At 38.1% G+C, this 16,562-nt stretch carries 14 protein-coding genes, 2 pseudogenes and 1 riboswitch; of the genes and pseudogenes, 4 read left to right on the top strand and 12 right to left on the bottom strand.

All coding sequences use genetic code 11. The features are described 5' to 3' along the window. Window positions 1-46: 46 nt before the first annotated feature. From BK580_RS07680 to BK580_RS07650, 7 genes and pseudogenes are all read right to left on the bottom strand, one after another. Complete coding sequence (locus BK580_RS07680) at window positions 47-931, bottom strand: patatin-like phospholipase family protein (protein ID WP_078379761.1); 885 nt, start codon at window positions 929-931, stop codon at window positions 47-49. 137 nt (window positions 932-1,068) lie between these two features. Next, window positions 1,069-1,494, bottom strand: coding sequence for a transcriptional regulator MntR (gene mntR / locus BK580_RS07675; protein ID WP_078379760.1), 426 nt, complete (start codon window positions 1,492-1,494; stop codon window positions 1,069-1,071). Between the two features lie 358 nt (window positions 1,495-1,852). Beyond that, window positions 1,853-2,056, bottom strand: coding sequence for a hypothetical protein (locus BK580_RS07670; RefSeq protein WP_078379759.1), 204 nt, complete (start codon window positions 2,054-2,056; stop codon window positions 1,853-1,855). Window positions 2,057-2,193: 137 nt separating this feature from the next. Beyond that, window positions 2,194-3,975: pseudogene (locus BK580_RS07665) on the bottom strand (vitamin B12-dependent ribonucleotide reductase); the annotation flags it as partial. A 69-nt stretch (window positions 3,976-4,044) separates the two neighbouring features. Further along, window positions 4,045-4,917 (bottom strand): LAGLIDADG family homing endonuclease, encoded by an 873-nt coding sequence (locus BK580_RS07660; protein ID WP_078379757.1) that lies wholly within the window; start codon window positions 4,915-4,917, stop codon window positions 4,045-4,047. Between the two features lie 226 nt (window positions 4,918-5,143). After that, a pseudogene (locus BK580_RS07655) lies at window positions 5,144-5,935 on the bottom strand (ribonucleotide reductase N-terminal alpha domain-containing protein); the annotation flags it as partial. 433 nt (window positions 5,936-6,368) lie between these two features. After that, window positions 6,369-7,205 carry a lipoate--protein ligase family protein gene (locus BK580_RS07650; RefSeq protein ID WP_078379755.1) on the bottom strand — a complete coding sequence of 279 codons (837 nt, stop codon included), beginning with the start codon at window positions 7,203-7,205 and terminating at the stop codon, window positions 6,369-6,371. A 223-nt stretch (window positions 7,206-7,428) separates the two neighbouring features. On the opposite strand from BK580_RS07650, the gene BK580_RS07645 reads away from it, so the two are divergent. Next, a complete protein-coding gene (locus BK580_RS07645; RefSeq protein ID WP_078382681.1) occupies window positions 7,429-7,752 on the top strand; it encodes a rhodanese-like domain-containing protein in 324 nt (107 codons plus the stop codon). A 52-nt stretch (window positions 7,753-7,804) separates the two neighbouring features. Here the strand turns inward: BK580_RS07645 and BK580_RS07640 are convergent, their stop codons facing one another. The 4 genes from BK580_RS07640 to gcvT form a co-directional block, all read right to left on the bottom strand. Continuing rightward, window positions 7,805-8,302, bottom strand: coding sequence for a DinB family protein (locus BK580_RS07640; protein WP_169864859.1), 498 nt, complete (start codon window positions 8,300-8,302; stop codon window positions 7,805-7,807). A gap of 358 nt (window positions 8,303-8,660) precedes the next feature. Continuing rightward, window positions 8,661-10,130, bottom strand: a complete 1,470-nt coding sequence (gene gcvPB / locus BK580_RS07635; protein ID WP_078379753.1) for an aminomethyl-transferring glycine dehydrogenase subunit GcvPB — start codon at window positions 10,128-10,130, stop codon at window positions 8,661-8,663. Then, entirely contained in the window at window positions 10,123-11,469 is a 1,347-nt protein-coding gene (gene gcvPA / locus BK580_RS07630; protein ID WP_078379752.1) for an aminomethyl-transferring glycine dehydrogenase subunit GcvPA, read from the bottom strand. Before gcvPA ends, gcvPB begins: the two co-directional genes overlap by 8 nt. 19 nt (window positions 11,470-11,488) lie before the next feature. Continuing rightward, complete coding sequence (gcvT, locus tag BK580_RS07625; protein ID WP_078379751.1) at window positions 11,489-12,583, bottom strand: glycine cleavage system aminomethyltransferase GcvT; 1,095 nt, start codon at window positions 12,581-12,583, stop codon at window positions 11,489-11,491. A gap of 184 nt (window positions 12,584-12,767) precedes the next feature. Then, a riboswitch (glycine riboswitch) is annotated at window positions 12,768-12,864 on the bottom strand. A gap of 322 nt (window positions 12,865-13,186) precedes the next feature. Between gcvT and BK580_RS07620 the strand changes: the two genes are divergently transcribed. Further along, window positions 13,187-14,884, top strand: a complete 1,698-nt coding sequence (locus BK580_RS07620) for a DEAD/DEAH box helicase (protein ID WP_078379750.1) — start codon at window positions 13,187-13,189, stop codon at window positions 14,882-14,884. After that, window positions 14,862-15,680, top strand: coding sequence for a YqhG family protein (locus tag BK580_RS07615; RefSeq protein ID WP_078379749.1), 819 nt, complete (start codon window positions 14,862-14,864; stop codon window positions 15,678-15,680). Before BK580_RS07620 ends, BK580_RS07615 begins: the two co-directional genes overlap by 23 nt. A 19-nt stretch (window positions 15,681-15,699) precedes the next feature. On the opposite strand, the gene BK580_RS07610 is transcribed toward BK580_RS07615, so the two are convergent. Further along, the gene (locus tag BK580_RS07610; protein ID WP_078379748.1) at window positions 15,700-15,999 is read right to left on the bottom strand and encodes a DUF5658 family protein; all 300 of its coding nucleotides are present in this window, start codon (window positions 15,997-15,999) and stop codon (window positions 15,700-15,702) included. Window positions 16,000-16,154: 155 nt separating this feature from the next. Between BK580_RS07610 and BK580_RS07605 the strand changes: the two genes are divergently transcribed. Continuing rightward, complete coding sequence (locus BK580_RS07605) at window positions 16,155-16,541, top strand: cupredoxin domain-containing protein (protein ID WP_139364856.1); 387 nt, start codon at window positions 16,155-16,157, stop codon at window positions 16,539-16,541. The last annotated feature ends 21 nt before the right edge of the window (window positions 16,542-16,562 follow it).

Raw genomic sequence — 16,562 nt, 5'->3', positions numbered from 1 at the left:
TTTTTATGGAGTTACTTTTACCATTTAATAGCTTATGGAGAGATTCTCAACAACTCCAGGTCCGCAAAAAAGCCTCCGCTCGCTTTTTTCCGATTTCGACTAACGCTCTTTTCCTTTCATCTGTGAGTGCAAATTCCGTAAGTGCAATATGGTCCATCGGGATAAAGATGATATTTTTCTCATGGCGTCTCGAAATATACCGTGCATCATGGGCATCTTTCATCGTTTCAAATAGCGCACCGAACATCGTTATCGCGTTGTTTATTTTATTAACAGGACGATCCTCTTGTTTGGCGCTGAGTTTTATTCCGAGTACTGGACGAACTTTTGGAATCCGGTCATTGTCAAAAAGCCAAATTGGGAAATTACTTAATACCCCACCATCCACAAAAAGATAGCAAACTCCTTTTCCTTTTATTTTGACTGGTTCAAAAAAATAAGGAATGCTACAACTCATCCGAACAGCTTTAGCAACTGAAAACTTTCTTGGATCTATGTGATAACGTGGTAAATCGTCTGGTAGAACCACAATCCTTCCACCAGTTAAATCAGATGCAATGATTCGTAATTTATTTGCAGGTAGATCTGCAAAGGTATCGACTCCTTTAGCAGCTAATTTTTCTTTTATCCATCGCTCTAGGGCTTCACCTTTGTATAGACCTAGTCGCCAATAAAGTAGGAGCCATTTTGTAACTGGCAGGGGTAAAAGTGTTCGTCGCTGATCTAGAAAATCCATGAAATCCGTTTCCCCTAACATGCTATAAATCTCATCAGCTGTATAACCGGCAGCCAAAAAAGCAGCTATAATAGAGCCAGCACTTGTCCCCGCAAGCTGTTGAAATTTCAATCCTCTCTTTTCCACTGCTTGAAGGGCACCTACTAATGCAAAGCCCTTAATACCACCGCCTGAAAATACACCATCTATTTTCAAAGGAAATCCCTCCAGTAAAAATAAGGTGATTGCTTCTACTTAGATGTTTAATGGCGATTGATTGGAATTATACCCGTTTCTTTCTCTAAAACTATAAAAAAGAGGTCGACCATGCAGCATATAGCCTGGTCAACCTCTTATTGATTCTCTTCATTTTGCTTTTGAATGTCTCTTAGTGTTTCTTTACGGCTTTTATCTTCCTCAAAGTACTGAACAAGATCGCCAATGCGATCAATCGCATTCCAGCTTAAGTGATGTTCAATTCCTTCTACATCTACATAAATATTTTCTTCATCGACACCAATTACTCGCAAAAATTGTTCTAATAGTTCGTGGCGATATACTAAACGTTTTCCAATTTTTTTACCTTTTGAAGTTAAGACTAACCCACGATATTTTTCATAGATTAAGTATTTATCCTTGTCTAGCTTTTGAACCATTTTTGTTACAGAAGAGGGATGTACCGCCAATGCTTCGGCAATATCTGATACACGAGCATATCCTTTATCTTCAATCAACATATAAATCTGTTCTATGTAGTCTTCCATACTTGGGGTAGGCATGTGAAATCCCTCCATTTACTATCCACGTTCTTGACCGTCATTAAAATGATACATTAACTTTTCTTTACTGACAAGTTATGTCACGTTGATTCATTATTTCTAATTTTCTTTTGATGGATTTTTAGTTAAATTTAATGGCTACCCTGAAAATACAGTGTCGTCTTTAAATTCCCTGTAGATTTCCGTGCCAGGTGTTCGCTTATCCAGAGGGCGCTTGTCGAGCCTCCCTCGGCTTTGCCTGCGGGGTCGCTACTTCTCCCGCAGGAGTCTCACACCTTCCACTTCAATCTACAGGGGGGACGGGTTAAACATGACGTTAAACGAACCTGAGCCACATTTCCACCATCCATGGTGAATGTTATTGGCAATTTGGGAATGGGTTAATGTCTTGGATTTGTTGATATTCATATTGCTTAAGTGCAAATTGTGTATGATATAAGTATTCTAACACATAGAGCTTGTCACCATCTGCGCCACATAGTATTCCAGAAGTACCTTGCCCAGTGACGAATGATACGCCTACTGGATCACCAATTAGATATGGTATTTTTTGTTTCCACATAACAATACTCCCCCTCTCCTCTAAAGCTAGCCTATGAGAGAGTATTAATTTCGTTACACCAAAAACTTTATTTTTTTCAGGCAGCAGAATAAGAGACCTATCCAACTAGCTGAATAGGTCTCTTTCTTATTGTTAGTTTATAATCCACATTTCAGCTGTGCGCCACAATCTGTACATGTGTTACAGCCACCGATTTCCTTCACCGTTCCAATACGGCAGACTGGACAAACATTTCCAACTTCAGAGCCGTATTGCACATTAGTTGAGCGTAGATCATTAATAGTTTCTACTAATACAACTGGCTTTTTCACGACATCCTCCATTTGGATTTGTTCGCTTTCTTCATCCATCGTATTTTCTTCCGCCTTTAAAGTTAAAACTTGAGAATCTCGGCTGCCGTCTACATAAACGGTACCGCCCTTTGCTCCACCTTTATAAAGACGTTCATATACTTTTTTCACTTGATCAACCGTGTATCCTTTTGGAGCATTTACCGTTTTGGAAATAGAGCTATCAATCCATTGCTGAATTATACATTGTACATCCGCATGGGCTTCCGGTGCTAATTCCATCGCGGAAATAAACCATTTTGGCAGATTTTCTGAATCTGCTTCTGGATGACGATCCAAGTATTCTTGTACGATATCTGCTTTGACTTCAATAAACTTCCCTAACCGTCCACTACGGAAGTAAGAGAAGGAGAAATAAGGTTCAAGCCCAGTAGATACACCAACCATTGTTCCCGTAGAACCTGTAGGTGCAACAGTTAAGAGGTGAGAGTTACGAATTCCATAGGCTTGGATACCTGCTTGGATATCCTCTGGCATTTTACTCATGAAGCCTGTTTTCGTAAATGCAGCACGTAAGCGGTTAGTTTCTTCTACCGTTTCTCCTGCTAAAAATGGGAAGCTCCCCTTTTCTTTGGCAAGTTCTACAGAAGCTCTGTACGCGGTTGTAGCAATTGTTTCAAAAACTTTATCTACTAACTCATTTCCTTTATCAGATCCATACTCTGTTTCACAATAAATAAGCAGGTCATGTAATCCCATCACACCAAGTCCAACACGGCGCTCTCCAAGGGCTTGCTTTTTATTTTCTTCTAAGAAGTAAGGAGTAGCATCAATAACGTTGTCCTGCATCCTTACGCCAACCTCTATCGTGCGTTTTAGTTTTTCAAAATCAACTTCCCTTTTGTCTTTGTCCGCCATTTCCGCCAAGTTCACGGCAGCTAAGTTACAAACAGAGAACGGAGCTAAAGGCTGCTCTCCACAAGGGTTTGTAGCAACGACTTTTTGGCCATACGCTTTCGCATTAGTCATGTCGTTGGCATTGTCGATGAAGAAGATTCCTGGCTCGGCTGAATATGTTGCACAAATATTAACGAGATTCCAAAGCTCTTTTGCTTTAATCGTACGATATACACGGACTTTGTGACCTAGCTTTTCCCACTCACGAACGTCCCCAACCTCAGACCATTCTTTATTATAAAGCGTCATTTCTTCTTTATCATAGCTTTCTACATCCGGAAAACGTAGTTCATAATCCGCATCATTTTCCACAGCTTCCATGAATTCTTTTGTTAGCGTAATGGAAATGTTCGCACCTGTTAAGAATTCTGGATTATGAACGGAATAGGTGCCGCCGACTTTTAATTTTTGCTCGGCATCTTTAATAATTTGATCGGTAAAACCACCATAACCAGGAATATGTTTGAAGTTTGTTACAGACTGATACATCGTTATTTCTTGGTCCGTTAATGGCATAAACTTCAGCTTGTCTTCCGCTGCTTTTTTAATGCTTTCGTCATTCGTATTTTCGATTAAATATCGCAGAATTCTTGGATTTTGCATTTTGGAAATAATGAATTCAACAATATCTGGATGCCAGTCAGCTAGCATGATCATTTGAGCTCCACGCCTAATGTTACTCCTCTACCCGAGGGATGTGGTCATTTCTGCCACATTCTTGCACTTTCATGCAAGGTCAGACTATATCATCAAAGAAGAAAAGATATGATATTTTCGATTAAGTTTAATTTCTCCATGTTTGTATAATTCATTAAAGATAATCTTTAACTCTTTTATACTACTAAAATAAAGATCAGAACAACCTTGTTTATGTGTAATGGTATTAACATTTTGGGCTAATCCACATGACTTCATAAAGGACATTATTGAAAGTAGCATATCGGGGTTCCCAGTAAACCCCATTCTAGCTTTGTTGTATCCATTTCTCTCATATACCCTAATATGACCATCTGCATCAAAGAAACCTCTTAAATAAGCCCACTGTAGTTTTAAATCATTAAAGTTAATCCACTTTTCAACTCCAGTTTTTCTTGGACCTATCCCTAATGCAATCAAATCATTACACATTTTTGTGGAATTAATAGCTAATGAATATTTGTTTTGTTCATTTTCAGCGTTTTTCTTTCTGAATTTAATTGCTTCTGTCATATTCATTTCTTTAGCGATACTGAACAATAATTGTTTGTCTTGTTCTGCAAGCGATAATACTAATCTTTTGGATTTTTTTCTATCAAGTATTGTTCCATCACCTGTTATATATCCGACTATATAAGCTTGATTAGCTGTGAGAATTTTTTCAAAGTAGTTTTCATTGTATTTATAAATTCTACTTTTCAACTTCCCAGTATCACCTGGCGTCCTAGTATCTATAAAGTTCAAGCTATCATTCCATCTTTTTATTGTTCCACGGCTTATTTTTAGCATTTTTGCTATATCAACTTGACTATAGCCATCTTCATGGAGTTTTGTAATTAACTTTATCATTTCTTCCTTGTCTCGCGCCTCATAACAACGTCTCCGTTTATTATGATTTACTCCTCCCTTTCTTTCCAAATAGAAAACCTCCTAGTAATTTGCTGTTTTCATTTACTTTGGAAACTTTAGGGAGTTTCAATAGTCGTTGAACGTTTATCTTCGTTTCCAAAGATACTTCGCTGCTGATTGCCCAATCCTTCTTCTTTTCTAACCTTCACGCTCACTGTTGCCAGTCACGTTGTGGTGAAGAAAGCTCTAAGGGTGTTCCAGCAATTCACGAGATTTTAATCCCGCCATGGTGTTAACGGGATCCACCTTGTTCCACAAGATGTGTTAGCTTAGCAATGTCATCAAGCCATGAAACACTTCCAGACGATTTTCCATTTACACCTCTTGCAAGCGTGTTTCGTGGGCGTAGGGTTGATCCGTTTGTTCCAACTCCGCCACCACGACTCATAATTTCCATTACTTGCTTACGGTGCTCCGAGATTCCTTCACGTGAATCTTGAACAAACGGCATTACATAACAGTTAAAGTACGTTACGTCTGTATCCGCTCCTGCTCCATACAAGACGCGTCCTGCTGGCACAAAGTTTAAATTTACTAGCTCATGGTAGAATTTCTCGAACCATTCTTGACGCTTTTCTTCTGTTTTTTCCACAGCAGCTAAACCTGTTGCATTACGCTTGGCGATTTGTTCATAGTAGACTTCCAATGGCTTTTCAATGACGTCTAGAGAACGAACAACCACACCTGTTTCAACTTCTCCTTGTTTCGTTAACACTCCACGATATTCCTCTTCAATTAAAACAGAAGCTTTCTTGGTAGACCAATCAATATCTTGTATAAACCCAAGTCCTCTTGCTGGGAATTTCGGGTCCTCTTTAATCGTTAGCACGACAAAGTCTCCAGCTGTTAAGGTTACTTTTTCTGTATCTTTAAATGTGTAACGATCGAGCATAACAAGACGGGAAACACCTTTATGAGTGGTCGTCATGTCCTCGGTTATAGGATGAACTTGCGGAAACAAGCTAATATCCTTATTTAGTCGTTCTACATTAATTTTTAATTTATTTTCGTTTGTGGCAATGGTCATTATTACAACTCCTCTAAAACTAGTAGTTCTACCAAAATTTACTTCTGTAAAAATTGTGCTACAGATAAGGTATCATATCTTAACCTAAAATATCAACATATAGTGTGTGATATTTTTTCGACAATACTATATATTGATATGCGGTCATCTATTTCGGAATTTGTCAAATGATAAAACAATCATATTCATGAGATTTAGAGAGAAAACCAGAGATTGTATTGCCATTTTCTCGAATAATGACGTTTTCTGTCACTTGCTAATTTCAAAGAATTATAGAGCCCTTGATTTATTAGGCTTTATTGCTTTTCCTACTCATTCAAGAAAAATAATTTATTTTATATTAAGTGGTTGACTTTTTCATTTTAGTCTCATAACTAAATACCATCTACTATATCTTGTAAAAGGAAAAAGGTAACGAGGAATTTACTCCTCATTACCTTTTATAATTCCACTCATCTGTAGAATATTTTTTATCCATAATACCTTGAACCTCTGCCAGTTCTTCTTTGGAAAGTTCATAAGGCTCTAGTTGAATATTTAAACCTTTTTCGAATCCTTTATAAAAAGCCTCTTTCGCTTCTGCAATCGTTACTGGCGTTTCTCTCAAAGCATTGATTGCGACCGCTTTGTTTTTAAAATTCTTTTGCATCCGTTCTTTCACTCGATCACTCGGGTAATTAAATAAACTAAATAGTAAATCCTCATCTATATCTAGTAAGATGGATCCGTGTTGTAGAATGACACCCTTTTGACGAGTCTGAGCACTTCCTGCTACCTTTCTTCCCTCCACCACTAGTTCATACCAGGAAGGTGCATCAAAGCACACTGCGGACCTTGGATTCTTTAATCCTTGTTTTTCTTCTTCTGTTCGTGGAATGGCAAAGTAAGCATCAAGACCAAGTGCTTTAAAACCTTCTAAAATACCTTCTGAAATCACCCGGTAAGCTTCTGTTACTGTCTGCGGCATTTCAGGGTGCTCTTCGGAAACAATGACGCTATAAGTTAATTCTTTATCGTGAAGAACACCTCTACCACCAGTAGGCCTTCTAACAAAGCCTAACCCCACTTCTCTTACTCGTTCCATATTTATTTCTTTTTCGACTTTTTGAAAATAACCAATGGATAGAGTCGGAGGATTCCAACCGTAAAATCGAATAGTAGGAGGAATTTTCCCCTCGCTATGCCAATCTAATAACGCTTCATCAAGTGCCATATTAAACGCAGGAGACTGTTCCTGTGAATCAATAAATCTCCAAATTTCTTTTGTCATAGTTCGTACCTCTTTTATTATGTATGATGATTTAGTGTATCAAAACAGCACCACTTATTCAAAGTTAAAGCTTGGTAGTTTTTAAATCGACAAGGGATGACATTTCGCCCAACCTTTTATATAATATACTTTGGAAGAAAAAGATAAAGAGGGGTTGTCAGCTTTGACATCATTGTATGTTTTATTAGCAGTTCTAGGTGGATTTATTGCTTATTCTGTTGTCATGTTTATCTACCAACGCAGAATTCTAACTACTTTAACAGAGGATGAGTTTCGCGCTGGATACCGCAAAGCGCAACTAATTGATGTGCGCGAACAAAAAGAGTACGAAGGTGGACACATTTTAGGAGCAAGAAATATTCCGCTCTCTCAATTAAAAATGAGAATGAAAGAAGTTCGTTCCGATCAACCAATCTATATTTATTGCCAAAACACTTTACGCAGTGGCCGTGCAGCTAATATGCTAAAACGTAAAGGCTACAACCAGCTTTATCAGCTAAAAGGTGGATTTAAGCAATGGGGCGGAAAAATTAGAACAAAGAACTAAAGATAAAGAGCACTTACATGGTTAGAAGTAAGTGCTCTTTTTTTGTTCGTATTTATTGTGCAGTGCTGCGTAAAGTCTCATTAATCTGATTGATATGGCGTCTTTCATGGTAGCCAATTAATTGAACCCATTGTTGTACAGATAAGTCACCAATCCAGCGGTGATTAAAACCATACTGATTCAAGGATGCATCGTCTACTTCTTTAACAAAAGCTTCAAGGTTACTTCTTGACTGTTTTAAGAGCTCTATTAATTCGTCTTTCGTATATCGTTTACTAGTTGGGATTAAATCTTCTGGCGCCTTTACTTTATACGTACGATTGGCGAGTAGCTTCTCCAAATTTATATCTTTCGCTTCAACGGTTAACTTTGTTTGAATTGCTGCTTTCAACCCTTTAATGATTTTGGTTTCAATTAAGTATAGATGTTCCACATTTTCACTTACGGACCATAATTCAGGATTCTCCTTTTGGTGCAGTAGTTCATCGTTTAAGGTTTCTAATAAGTGAAGTAATTCTTTTCTCGCTTCATATGTTTGCTCGTAATACATCTTTATCCCTCCCCTTGTGTCTACTTTTATCATAAATCTTTCCGAGTGAGTTGAGAAGTGTCAATTGATTGATCGAGTAGCTGGTAATAACCGTTTATTTACAAGATTCGACTGTGTTTTGAGAAGATTTCATTCAAAGTCAGACTCTATTCGTCCAAGTTGGGTTGGTATTCGTCCGGTTTTGGGTGATATTCGTCCAAAATTAAACTTCATTCGACCGATTTTGGGTAGCATTCGTCCAAAATTAAACTTCATTCGGCCGATTTTGGATAGTATTCGTCCAAATTAGCCGAATCCCCCATTTATTCCCATAACCTAAAGAAAGCAGCGATCCAAAACGGATCGCTGCCCCAAAAACTTAAGCTTCTTTAATATATCGCAACACAGGCTTACGTGCAGCAAGTGTTTCATCTAAACGTTTAATTACCGTTGTATGTGGTGCTTCTTGGACCACTTCTGGATTTTCTTCTGCTTCTTTCGCAATTTGGATCATCGCCTCAATAAATGAATCTAACGTTTCTTTTGATTCCGTTTCTGTAGGCTCGATCATGATACATTCCTCTACATTCAATGGGAAGTAGATGGTTGGTGGATGGTAGCCGAAGTCTAGCAAGCGTTTTGCAATATCAAGTGTACGCACGCCTAGCTTCTTCTGACGCTTACCAGATAATACGAACTCATGCTTACAATGTCTGTCGAATGGTAAATCATAGTGCTCTGCTAAACGACGCATCATGTAATTTGCATTTAGAACCGCATATTCAGTAACTGCTTTTAAGCCATCTGGACCCATGGAGCGAATATACGTATAGGCACGAACGTTAATACCGAAGTTTCCGTAGAACGGCTTCACACGACCGATTGATTCTGGACGGTCGTAATCGAATCCGAAGCTACCATCTTCTTTTTTCACAACAAGTGGTTTCGGTAAATATGGAATTAAGTCTGCTTTCACACCTACTGGACCTGAACCCGGACCACCGCCACCGTGAGGACCTGTGAATGTTTTGTGTAAGTTTAAGTGAACAACGTCAAAGCCCATATCTCCAGGACGTGCTTTGCTTAATACCGCATTTAAGTTAGCTCCATCATAGTAAAGCTTACCGCCAGCTTCGTGGACGATGCGTGCCATTTCTAAAATATTTTCTTCAAAAAGTCCAAGTGTATTAGGGTTAGTAAGCATTAATGCCGCTGTGTCCTCACCCACTACTCTTCTTAAATCTTCTAAGTCTACAAGACCGTTTTCGTCTGATTTTACCGTAATGGTTTCAAGACCTGCAACCGTAGCAGATGCTGGGTTTGTTCCGTGTGCAGAATCCGGAACAATTACTTTTGTACGCTTTGTATCATTGTTTGCTTCATGGTAAGCACGGATCATCATTAATCCTGTCCACTCACCGTGAGCACCGGCTGCTGGCTGAAGTGTCACTTCGTCCATCCCCGTAATTTCGATTAAATGTTCTTGTAGGTCATGCATTAATTCTAATGCACCTTGAACCGTAGACTCGTCCTGCAATGGATGAATATGAGCAAAGCCAGGGAAGCGTGCAACATTTTCATTAATTTTCGGATTGTATTTCATCGTACAAGAACCTAATGGATAGAATCCAGAATCTACACCATGGTTACGATTGCTTAGTGCTGTATAGTGACGCATAATGTCTAGTTCTGATACTTCTGGTAAATTTGGTTCTTCGGTACGAATGAATTCTGCTGGGAAAATATCAGCTAAATCGATTTCTGGCACATCATTTTCTGGTAAGCTATAGCCGATTCGGCCTTCTCTAGAAAGTTCGAATATTAGTGGTTGATCTTGTTGCTTATTCATTGCCATCCCCCAATTCTCTCGCAAGTGTCTCGATTTCTTCTTTTGTACGTAATTCTGTTACCGCAAGAAGCATATGATTTTCAAGTTCTGGATAATACGTTCCTAAATCATAGCCCCCGATAATTCCTTTATCTAAAAGATTACGATTTACTTCTTTAATTGGTTTAGGTAGCTTTACAACGAATTCATTGAAAAATGGGCCGTTAAATGTAACGTTTACACCCTTTTCTTCTAATAAGTTCTTTGTATAGTGTGCTTTTTGGATGTTTTGAATCGCCATTTCTTTCACGCCTTTTTTGCCAAGCGCTGTCATCGCAACAGATGCTGCAAGAGCATTTAATGCTTGGTTGGAACAAATATTGGAAGTCGCTTTGTCACGACGAATATGCTGTTCACGCGCTTGAAGCGTTAGAACAAATCCTCTTTGTCCTTCTTCATCCACTGTTTGCCCTACTAATCTACCTGGAACTTTACGCATTAATTTAGTCGTTACCGCAAAATAACCACAATGAGGTCCACCAAATTGAGTTGGGATACCAAATGGTTGAGCGTCCCCTACTACGATATCAGCACCGAATTTACCAGGAGGTGTTAATGCTCCAAGTGCTAGCGGGTTAGAGGAAACGATAAACATTCCTTTGTCTGTGTGTGCAATTTTCTCTATTTCTTGAAGTGGTTCAATTTGACCAAAGAAGTTAGGGTATTGAACCATCACCGCTGCAATATCACTAGACATCATTTCTTCTAATGCCGCTACGTCTGTTACACCGTTTTTCGTTGGAATTTCGACAACTTCGATGTATTGACCTTTCGCATAAGATTGAACAACTGCCTTCGCTTCAGGATGTACTGCGCCAGAAATAAGTACTTTCTTCTTTTTTGTATGTCCGCATGCAAGCATAGCAGATTCTGCAAAGGAAGTAGGTCCGTCATACATGGAAGAGTTCGCTACATCCATTCCAGTTAACTCACAAATCATGGATTGGAATTCAAAGATTGCTTGAAGCTCCCCTTGAGAGATTTCTGGTTGATATGGTGTGTAAGCTGTATAGAATTCCGAACGAGAGATAACATGATCGACGATTACTGGCATGTAATGGTCGTAAACACCAGCACCTAAGAAAGATGCATGTTTTCTTAAGTCTTTATTTTTTGCTGCTAAGTCACTAAGCTCTCGCATTAACTCAGATTCTGATTTAGCTTGTTTAATTTTTAATTCTCCATCAAAACGAACACTTTCAGGAATGTCAGCGAATAACTCATCGATCGATGATACTCCAATTAACTGTAACATCTCTTGAATATCTTGGTCTGTCATCGGTAAATAACGATGTTTCATGTTGAAAGCCCCTCTCCACTTAGTTTTTTGGACGTTGATAAAATGGTGTTTTTATAATTTTTGCTTTTAGACGTTTTTTACGAACCTGTACCTCTACTTCTGTTTCAAGCTCTGTAAAATCTTTCTTTAATAGGGCTAACCCGATATTCTTCTTTAATGTTGGCGATTGTGTTCCAGTCGTAACCTCACCAATCAATTCTTCCCCAACATATACTTCATATCCGTGGCGTGGGATCCCCTTATCTATCATCTCGATCCCAACTAATTTACGTGGTACGCCGTTTTCTTTCTGGTCTTTCAATACTTCTTTACCAAAGAAATCTTCTTCTTTGTTTGTTTTTACCGCAAAGCCAATTCCTGCTTCAAGTGGGGTAATGTCTTTGGATAATTCCTGTCCATACAATGCTAAGTTTGCTTCAAAGCGAAGTGTGTCACGAGCACCTAGGCCACAAGGTACGACGCTCTCGTCTTTTAAAATAGCATTCCATAGCTCTACTGCATGTTCTTTTAGACAATAGATTTCAAATCCATCTTCCCCTGTATAGCCAGTTCTGGAAACGAGTGCAGCCACTCCATTTATTTCTACATTTTCTTTAAATTTAAAAAATTTAATTTCAGATAGGTCTGTGTTTGTTAATTTTTGAAGCGCTTGTTCTGCTAACGGACCTTGAATAGCAAGCTGTGCAATCGAATCAGATATATTCGTTACTTCGACCTCTTCTGTCACATGACTTACTAACCAGTCAAAATCCTTTTCAATATTAGAGGCATTCACTACTAGTAGATAGTCTTCGTCTGCTTTTTTGTACACAAGCAAATCATCCACTGTTCCACCGTTTGCGTAACACATTGCTGTATATTGTGCTCCGCCATCTTTTAGTTTGGAAATATCATTTGTCATCATTTTTTGTAGGTAAGCTAGGCTATCTTTGCCTTTTACTTCGATTTCACCCATATGTGAAACATCGAAAAGTCCAGCTTTTGTGCGAACAGCTTCGTGCTCTTCTTTAATACTAGAGAATTGAACAGGTAGGTCCCAGCCACCAAAATCGATGGTTTTCGCACCATAATCCTTATACACTTCAAACAACGGAGTTCTTTTTAATTCAGTCATTGCTTTTCTCCTCCTTAGCTTAATAAAAGAATGAAACCTACATTTCTTCTGTGTTTCCTCAAAAAAAGGACAGAGAAACTCCTTTTTAAGTAGAGTTCCTCTGTCCTTGGCACCTGAAAGTTTACCTTATGTAAGGTTTGCCCCTTTGGTGGTTCATCTAGTTGTTGAACGCTCTCCAGAGATGCGTCAAACAAGAGTCTTTTTGCCTGAGAGATTCACAAATTACTTTGCTTGCTCCTTCGGCGCCACCAAACTTCGGTAGTCTCTCCCCCTGCTCTCATTCGCGAATATATAATTTTGCTAAATATGGTTAATAATAAAGGAAAAGTAGCAGAAACTTATAATCAAAAACAAAACAAGCCCTATTCACGCCTAGATTTCAAATTATTATAAATAACCATTATAGGTAAAATCACCTTTCAAAGCTCACTATTATCCTACCATTAGATAATGGGGTCTGGCAATATAAAAACACATAACATTATTATTTTTATATAGCTAATTGTTCGGATTTAAACGAAGTTATGAATACCAATAACCAATGTAACCGCTATCTATTTTTTATACACTAAATATTGGATGATTCAGAAAGGATGCTCACGCATGAATGTGGAGATAGTTTTTGATAAAGACTGGCAGAAAGAATTACTAAAAAGAATGGAAGATGACGGACCATGGGCGAACTTTGAATTATTTAAATTGGCGTTAGAAGTAGAGAATCACTTAAGTATTCCTGAGTTTGAGGGATTACTAGCGCCTTCACATTTGCCACAATTAACTCCTCTTCCTCACCAGCTAGAGGTTGCAAGAAATGTAGTGGAAGAAATGAACGGTAAAGCTATTCTTGCAGATGAAGTGGGGCTAGGAAAAACAATTGAAGCTGGACTTATTTTAAAAGAATACATGATTCGGGGTTTAGTGAAAAAGGTTCTTATCTTAGTACCGGCTTCTTTAGTATCACAATGGTCGGTCGAACTATATCAAAAATTCTACATTCCAGCTGTTGCTCAGCGCAAAAGCTATGTCTGGGAGCAATGTGATGTCGTCGTTTCGTCTATTGATACAGCCAAGAGAAGCCCTCATCGCGAAATCATTAATGGTCTGGAATATGACATGGTCATTATCGATGAAGCTCATAAATTAAAGAATAATAAAACGAAAAACTATGAATTTGTTCAAAACTTAAAAAAGAAATTTTGTCTCCTGCTGACCGCGACACCAATTCAAAATAAAGTGGAGGAAATCTTCAACTTAGTCTCCCTCCTCAAACCCGGGCATCTCGGTAGCCAAAGTAATTTTTTAGAAGTATTTCGTGCGAAGGACCGCAATCTTGATAATGATGAATACTTAAAAGAGTTAGTAAACAAGGTCATGATTCGGAATCGTCGTGGCGATACAGGTATTGATTGGCCGAAACGGCATGTGGAATCTTGTATGATTGAATTTTCGAAGGAGGAGCAAGATTTATACGACTCCATTAATCAATTAAAAATAGATCCTACTTTTACGGTTACTAGTCAATTCGCTATTATGACGTTACAACGAGAAGCATGTAGCAGCAGAGAAGCCGTTTATTATACGGTGAAAAATATGATTGAGCGAAAGCAACAGGAAAATCCACACTATCAACCACCACCAGCGTTAATGAATATTTTTCAAAAAATTGACCTTGTTGGTAAGAACTCCAAGGCAGAAAAAGTCTTAGAATTAATTCAGAAGGTTAATGATAAAGTCATTATTTTCACGGAATACCGTGCGACGCAATTGTACTTACAATGGTTCTTAAAACAACATGGTATAACCTCGGTTCCTTTTCGGGGAGGATTTAAACGTGGTAAAAAGGATTGGATGAAGGAACTTTTCAAAAAGCATACGCAAGTTTTGATTGCAACAGAAGCTGGAGGAGAAGGTATCAACCTTCAGTTTTGTAATCACATCATTAATTATGATCTACCATGGAATCCAATGAGGCTAGAACAACGTATCGGAAGGATACATCGACTAGGTCAAGAACGCGATGTGCATATCTATAATTTTGCAACAACCAATACTGTGGAAGAGCATATTTTAAAGCTTTTATATGAAAAAATTAATTTATTTGAACGGGTAATTGGGGAGTTGGATGATATTCTCACGAAGATGGAGATAAAAAATTTAGAAGAGCATATTCAAGATATTATGCTTCATTCCAAGTCAGAAGGAGAAATGAAGATTAAAATGGAGAATCTCTCTTCGATTATTGAGTTTGCTGATCAATTGAAAAAGGAGGAAGAGCCCCATGCAGCAGCAGGAAATTCATAAATTTCTGGAGCGCTATTTTACCGCAAACAGCTGTGAAGTTATGGAGAATACGAATAGCCATTTAGCTGTCCAGCTTTCCATTGAAATGGATAAGGAGCTAATGAATCGACCTTTTTATTGGCACTATCTCGAGAAAACTGGTGGCGTTCCTAACCCAATGCAATTAACACTTATTACCGATAACACGGTAGCACCAGAAGATCTTAAAGGGGATACTGTCCATTTTGGTTCACCAAGGCTACACCAAATTTTCGAATCAACAAAGCGGTTGGCTGGATACATTCGCCTATATGAAGATGTACAAATTCCACCTTCTGCTGGTCACCTTCCGCTACACCCTTGGTTAAATGTTAATGTCAAGATCAGTTATCAATGTGATCGTAAAAAAGACGTTATTCTATCACTAGGAATTCATTTAATAACTGGTAGTATTGTCGAAGGTTTTCAACAAGTATTGCAACAAACAGAAGTAACTCCTAAGATTCCAGATTTCTGTTTTACGATGTCTCCTATCATCATGCCTACAAGCGGCCTTACTAGATTAGAGCATTATGTAAATGGGTTTATTGCAAGCGAGGACCACACATGGGCAGATGAGGCGAGAGCTCGGTGGGAAAAGGATTTACAGCTATTAAACCATTTCTATGAAGATGAAGAGGAAAAGCCTGAATCGTATCAAACAGAAAAAAAAGCCTTACAGGAGCAATATGAGCCGAAAATTCATGTGACTATAATAAACGGTGGCATGTTCTATTTAACGCAAGCTTTTATCAATAGAGTGCATAATGGTAGATAAAGTCCTACCATTATGCGTTTTAGATTAAAAAACGATACATCCAAAAAACATGTATTCCAAAGACAAGGCTATAACAAATTACCGCAACAACACTTATGTATTTTACGATGATCGAAGAAACGAATTCCTTTTTGAGAATGAAAAGAAGGAGAAGGAAAGAAAAGCCTAGTTTCACCACAAGGAAGAGCAATGGATCTTTTTCATATAGATGATGCATAAGTGGATTAGCTTCTTCCACAAGCTTTAGCTTTAACCCAAGAAAAGTTGCACTTGTGTCGAACAAATGTAAGATTAGTAAGGTAAAAAGTAGCTTATTCAAAACCACCCTTCCTTTCGTTCTTTTTAAAGAACATTATAGTGGATAGATAGGGACAAAATCAACTAATTAGTTCTTTTTTAAGAAAACACTTTCAATTAGTCGACACCTATTACATTCCCCCTTATAATGAAAAAAATTGCATTTAAGGGGAAGAAATGATGAAACATATATTTAGCATCCTTCTACTTAGTTTGATTCTTATTATTAGCGGATGTGGAAATACTGCCTTACCTGAGAAAAAAGTGATACTTGAAGCTGATCGTGAAATTACAATTGTTGGTCACACAGGTCCAGAATTAGAAGATTTTTATTTTGAACCAGCAGAAATCATCGTTAAAAAAGGCGAAATAGTTAAGTTGACATTAGAAAGCTCCAATGCTGTAGAGCATGGGATTCAAGTTCCAGCACTGAAAATCACGCTAACTGACAAAAGTCCTGAGATTTTTTCAGCGGATAAAGTGGGAGAATTTGAAGGTAGATGTAGCATTTTATGTGGGGCTGGCCATGCAGTTATGAGTTTCAAAGTAATTGTGGAAGAATAAAAAAAGAGCGAACTTTTATCT

The sequence above is a fragment of the Sutcliffiella halmapala genome (genome assembly GCF_002019665.1).
In the GTDB taxonomy this organism is placed as follows: Bacteria; Bacillota; Bacilli; order Bacillales; family Bacillaceae_I; genus Sutcliffiella_A; species Sutcliffiella_A halmapala.
This window is presented reverse-complemented; position numbering and strand designations above follow the sequence as displayed.

What these genes read in the sequence shown, in the direction of transcription:
- mntR (WP_078379760.1), bottom strand. Translation starts at nt 1,494, where the DNA reads ATGCCTACCCCAAGTATGGAAGACTACATAGAACAGATTTATATGTTG.
- BK580_RS07670 (WP_078379759.1), bottom strand. Translation starts at nt 2,056, where the DNA reads ATGTGGAAACAAAAAATACCATATCTAATTGGTGATCCAGTAGGCGTA.
- BK580_RS07650 (WP_078379755.1), bottom strand. Translation starts at nt 7,205, where the DNA reads ATGACAAAAGAAATTTGGAGATTTATTGATTCACAGGAACAGTCTCCT.
- BK580_RS07645 (WP_078382681.1), top strand. Translation starts at nt 7,429, where the DNA reads ATGTTTATCTACCAACGCAGAATTCTAACTACTTTAACAGAGGATGAG.
- BK580_RS07640 (WP_169864859.1), bottom strand. Translation starts at nt 8,302, where the DNA reads ATGTATTACGAGCAAACATATGAAGCGAGAAAAGAATTACTTCACTTA.
- gcvPB (WP_078379753.1), bottom strand. Translation starts at nt 10,130, where the DNA reads ATGAATAAGCAACAAGATCAACCACTAATATTCGAACTTTCTAGAGAA.
- gcvPA (WP_078379752.1), bottom strand. Translation starts at nt 11,469, where the DNA reads ATGAAACATCGTTATTTACCGATGACAGACCAAGATATTCAAGAGATG.
- gcvT (WP_078379751.1), bottom strand. Translation starts at nt 12,583, where the DNA reads ATGACTGAATTAAAAAGAACTCCGTTGTTTGAAGTGTATAAGGATTAT.
- BK580_RS07620 (WP_078379750.1), top strand. Translation starts at nt 13,187, where the DNA reads ATGAATGTGGAGATAGTTTTTGATAAAGACTGGCAGAAAGAATTACTA.
- BK580_RS07615 (WP_078379749.1), top strand. Translation starts at nt 14,862, where the DNA reads ATGCAGCAGCAGGAAATTCATAAATTTCTGGAGCGCTATTTTACCGCA.
- BK580_RS07605 (WP_139364856.1), top strand. Translation starts at nt 16,155, where the DNA reads ATGATGAAACATATATTTAGCATCCTTCTACTTAGTTTGATTCTTATT.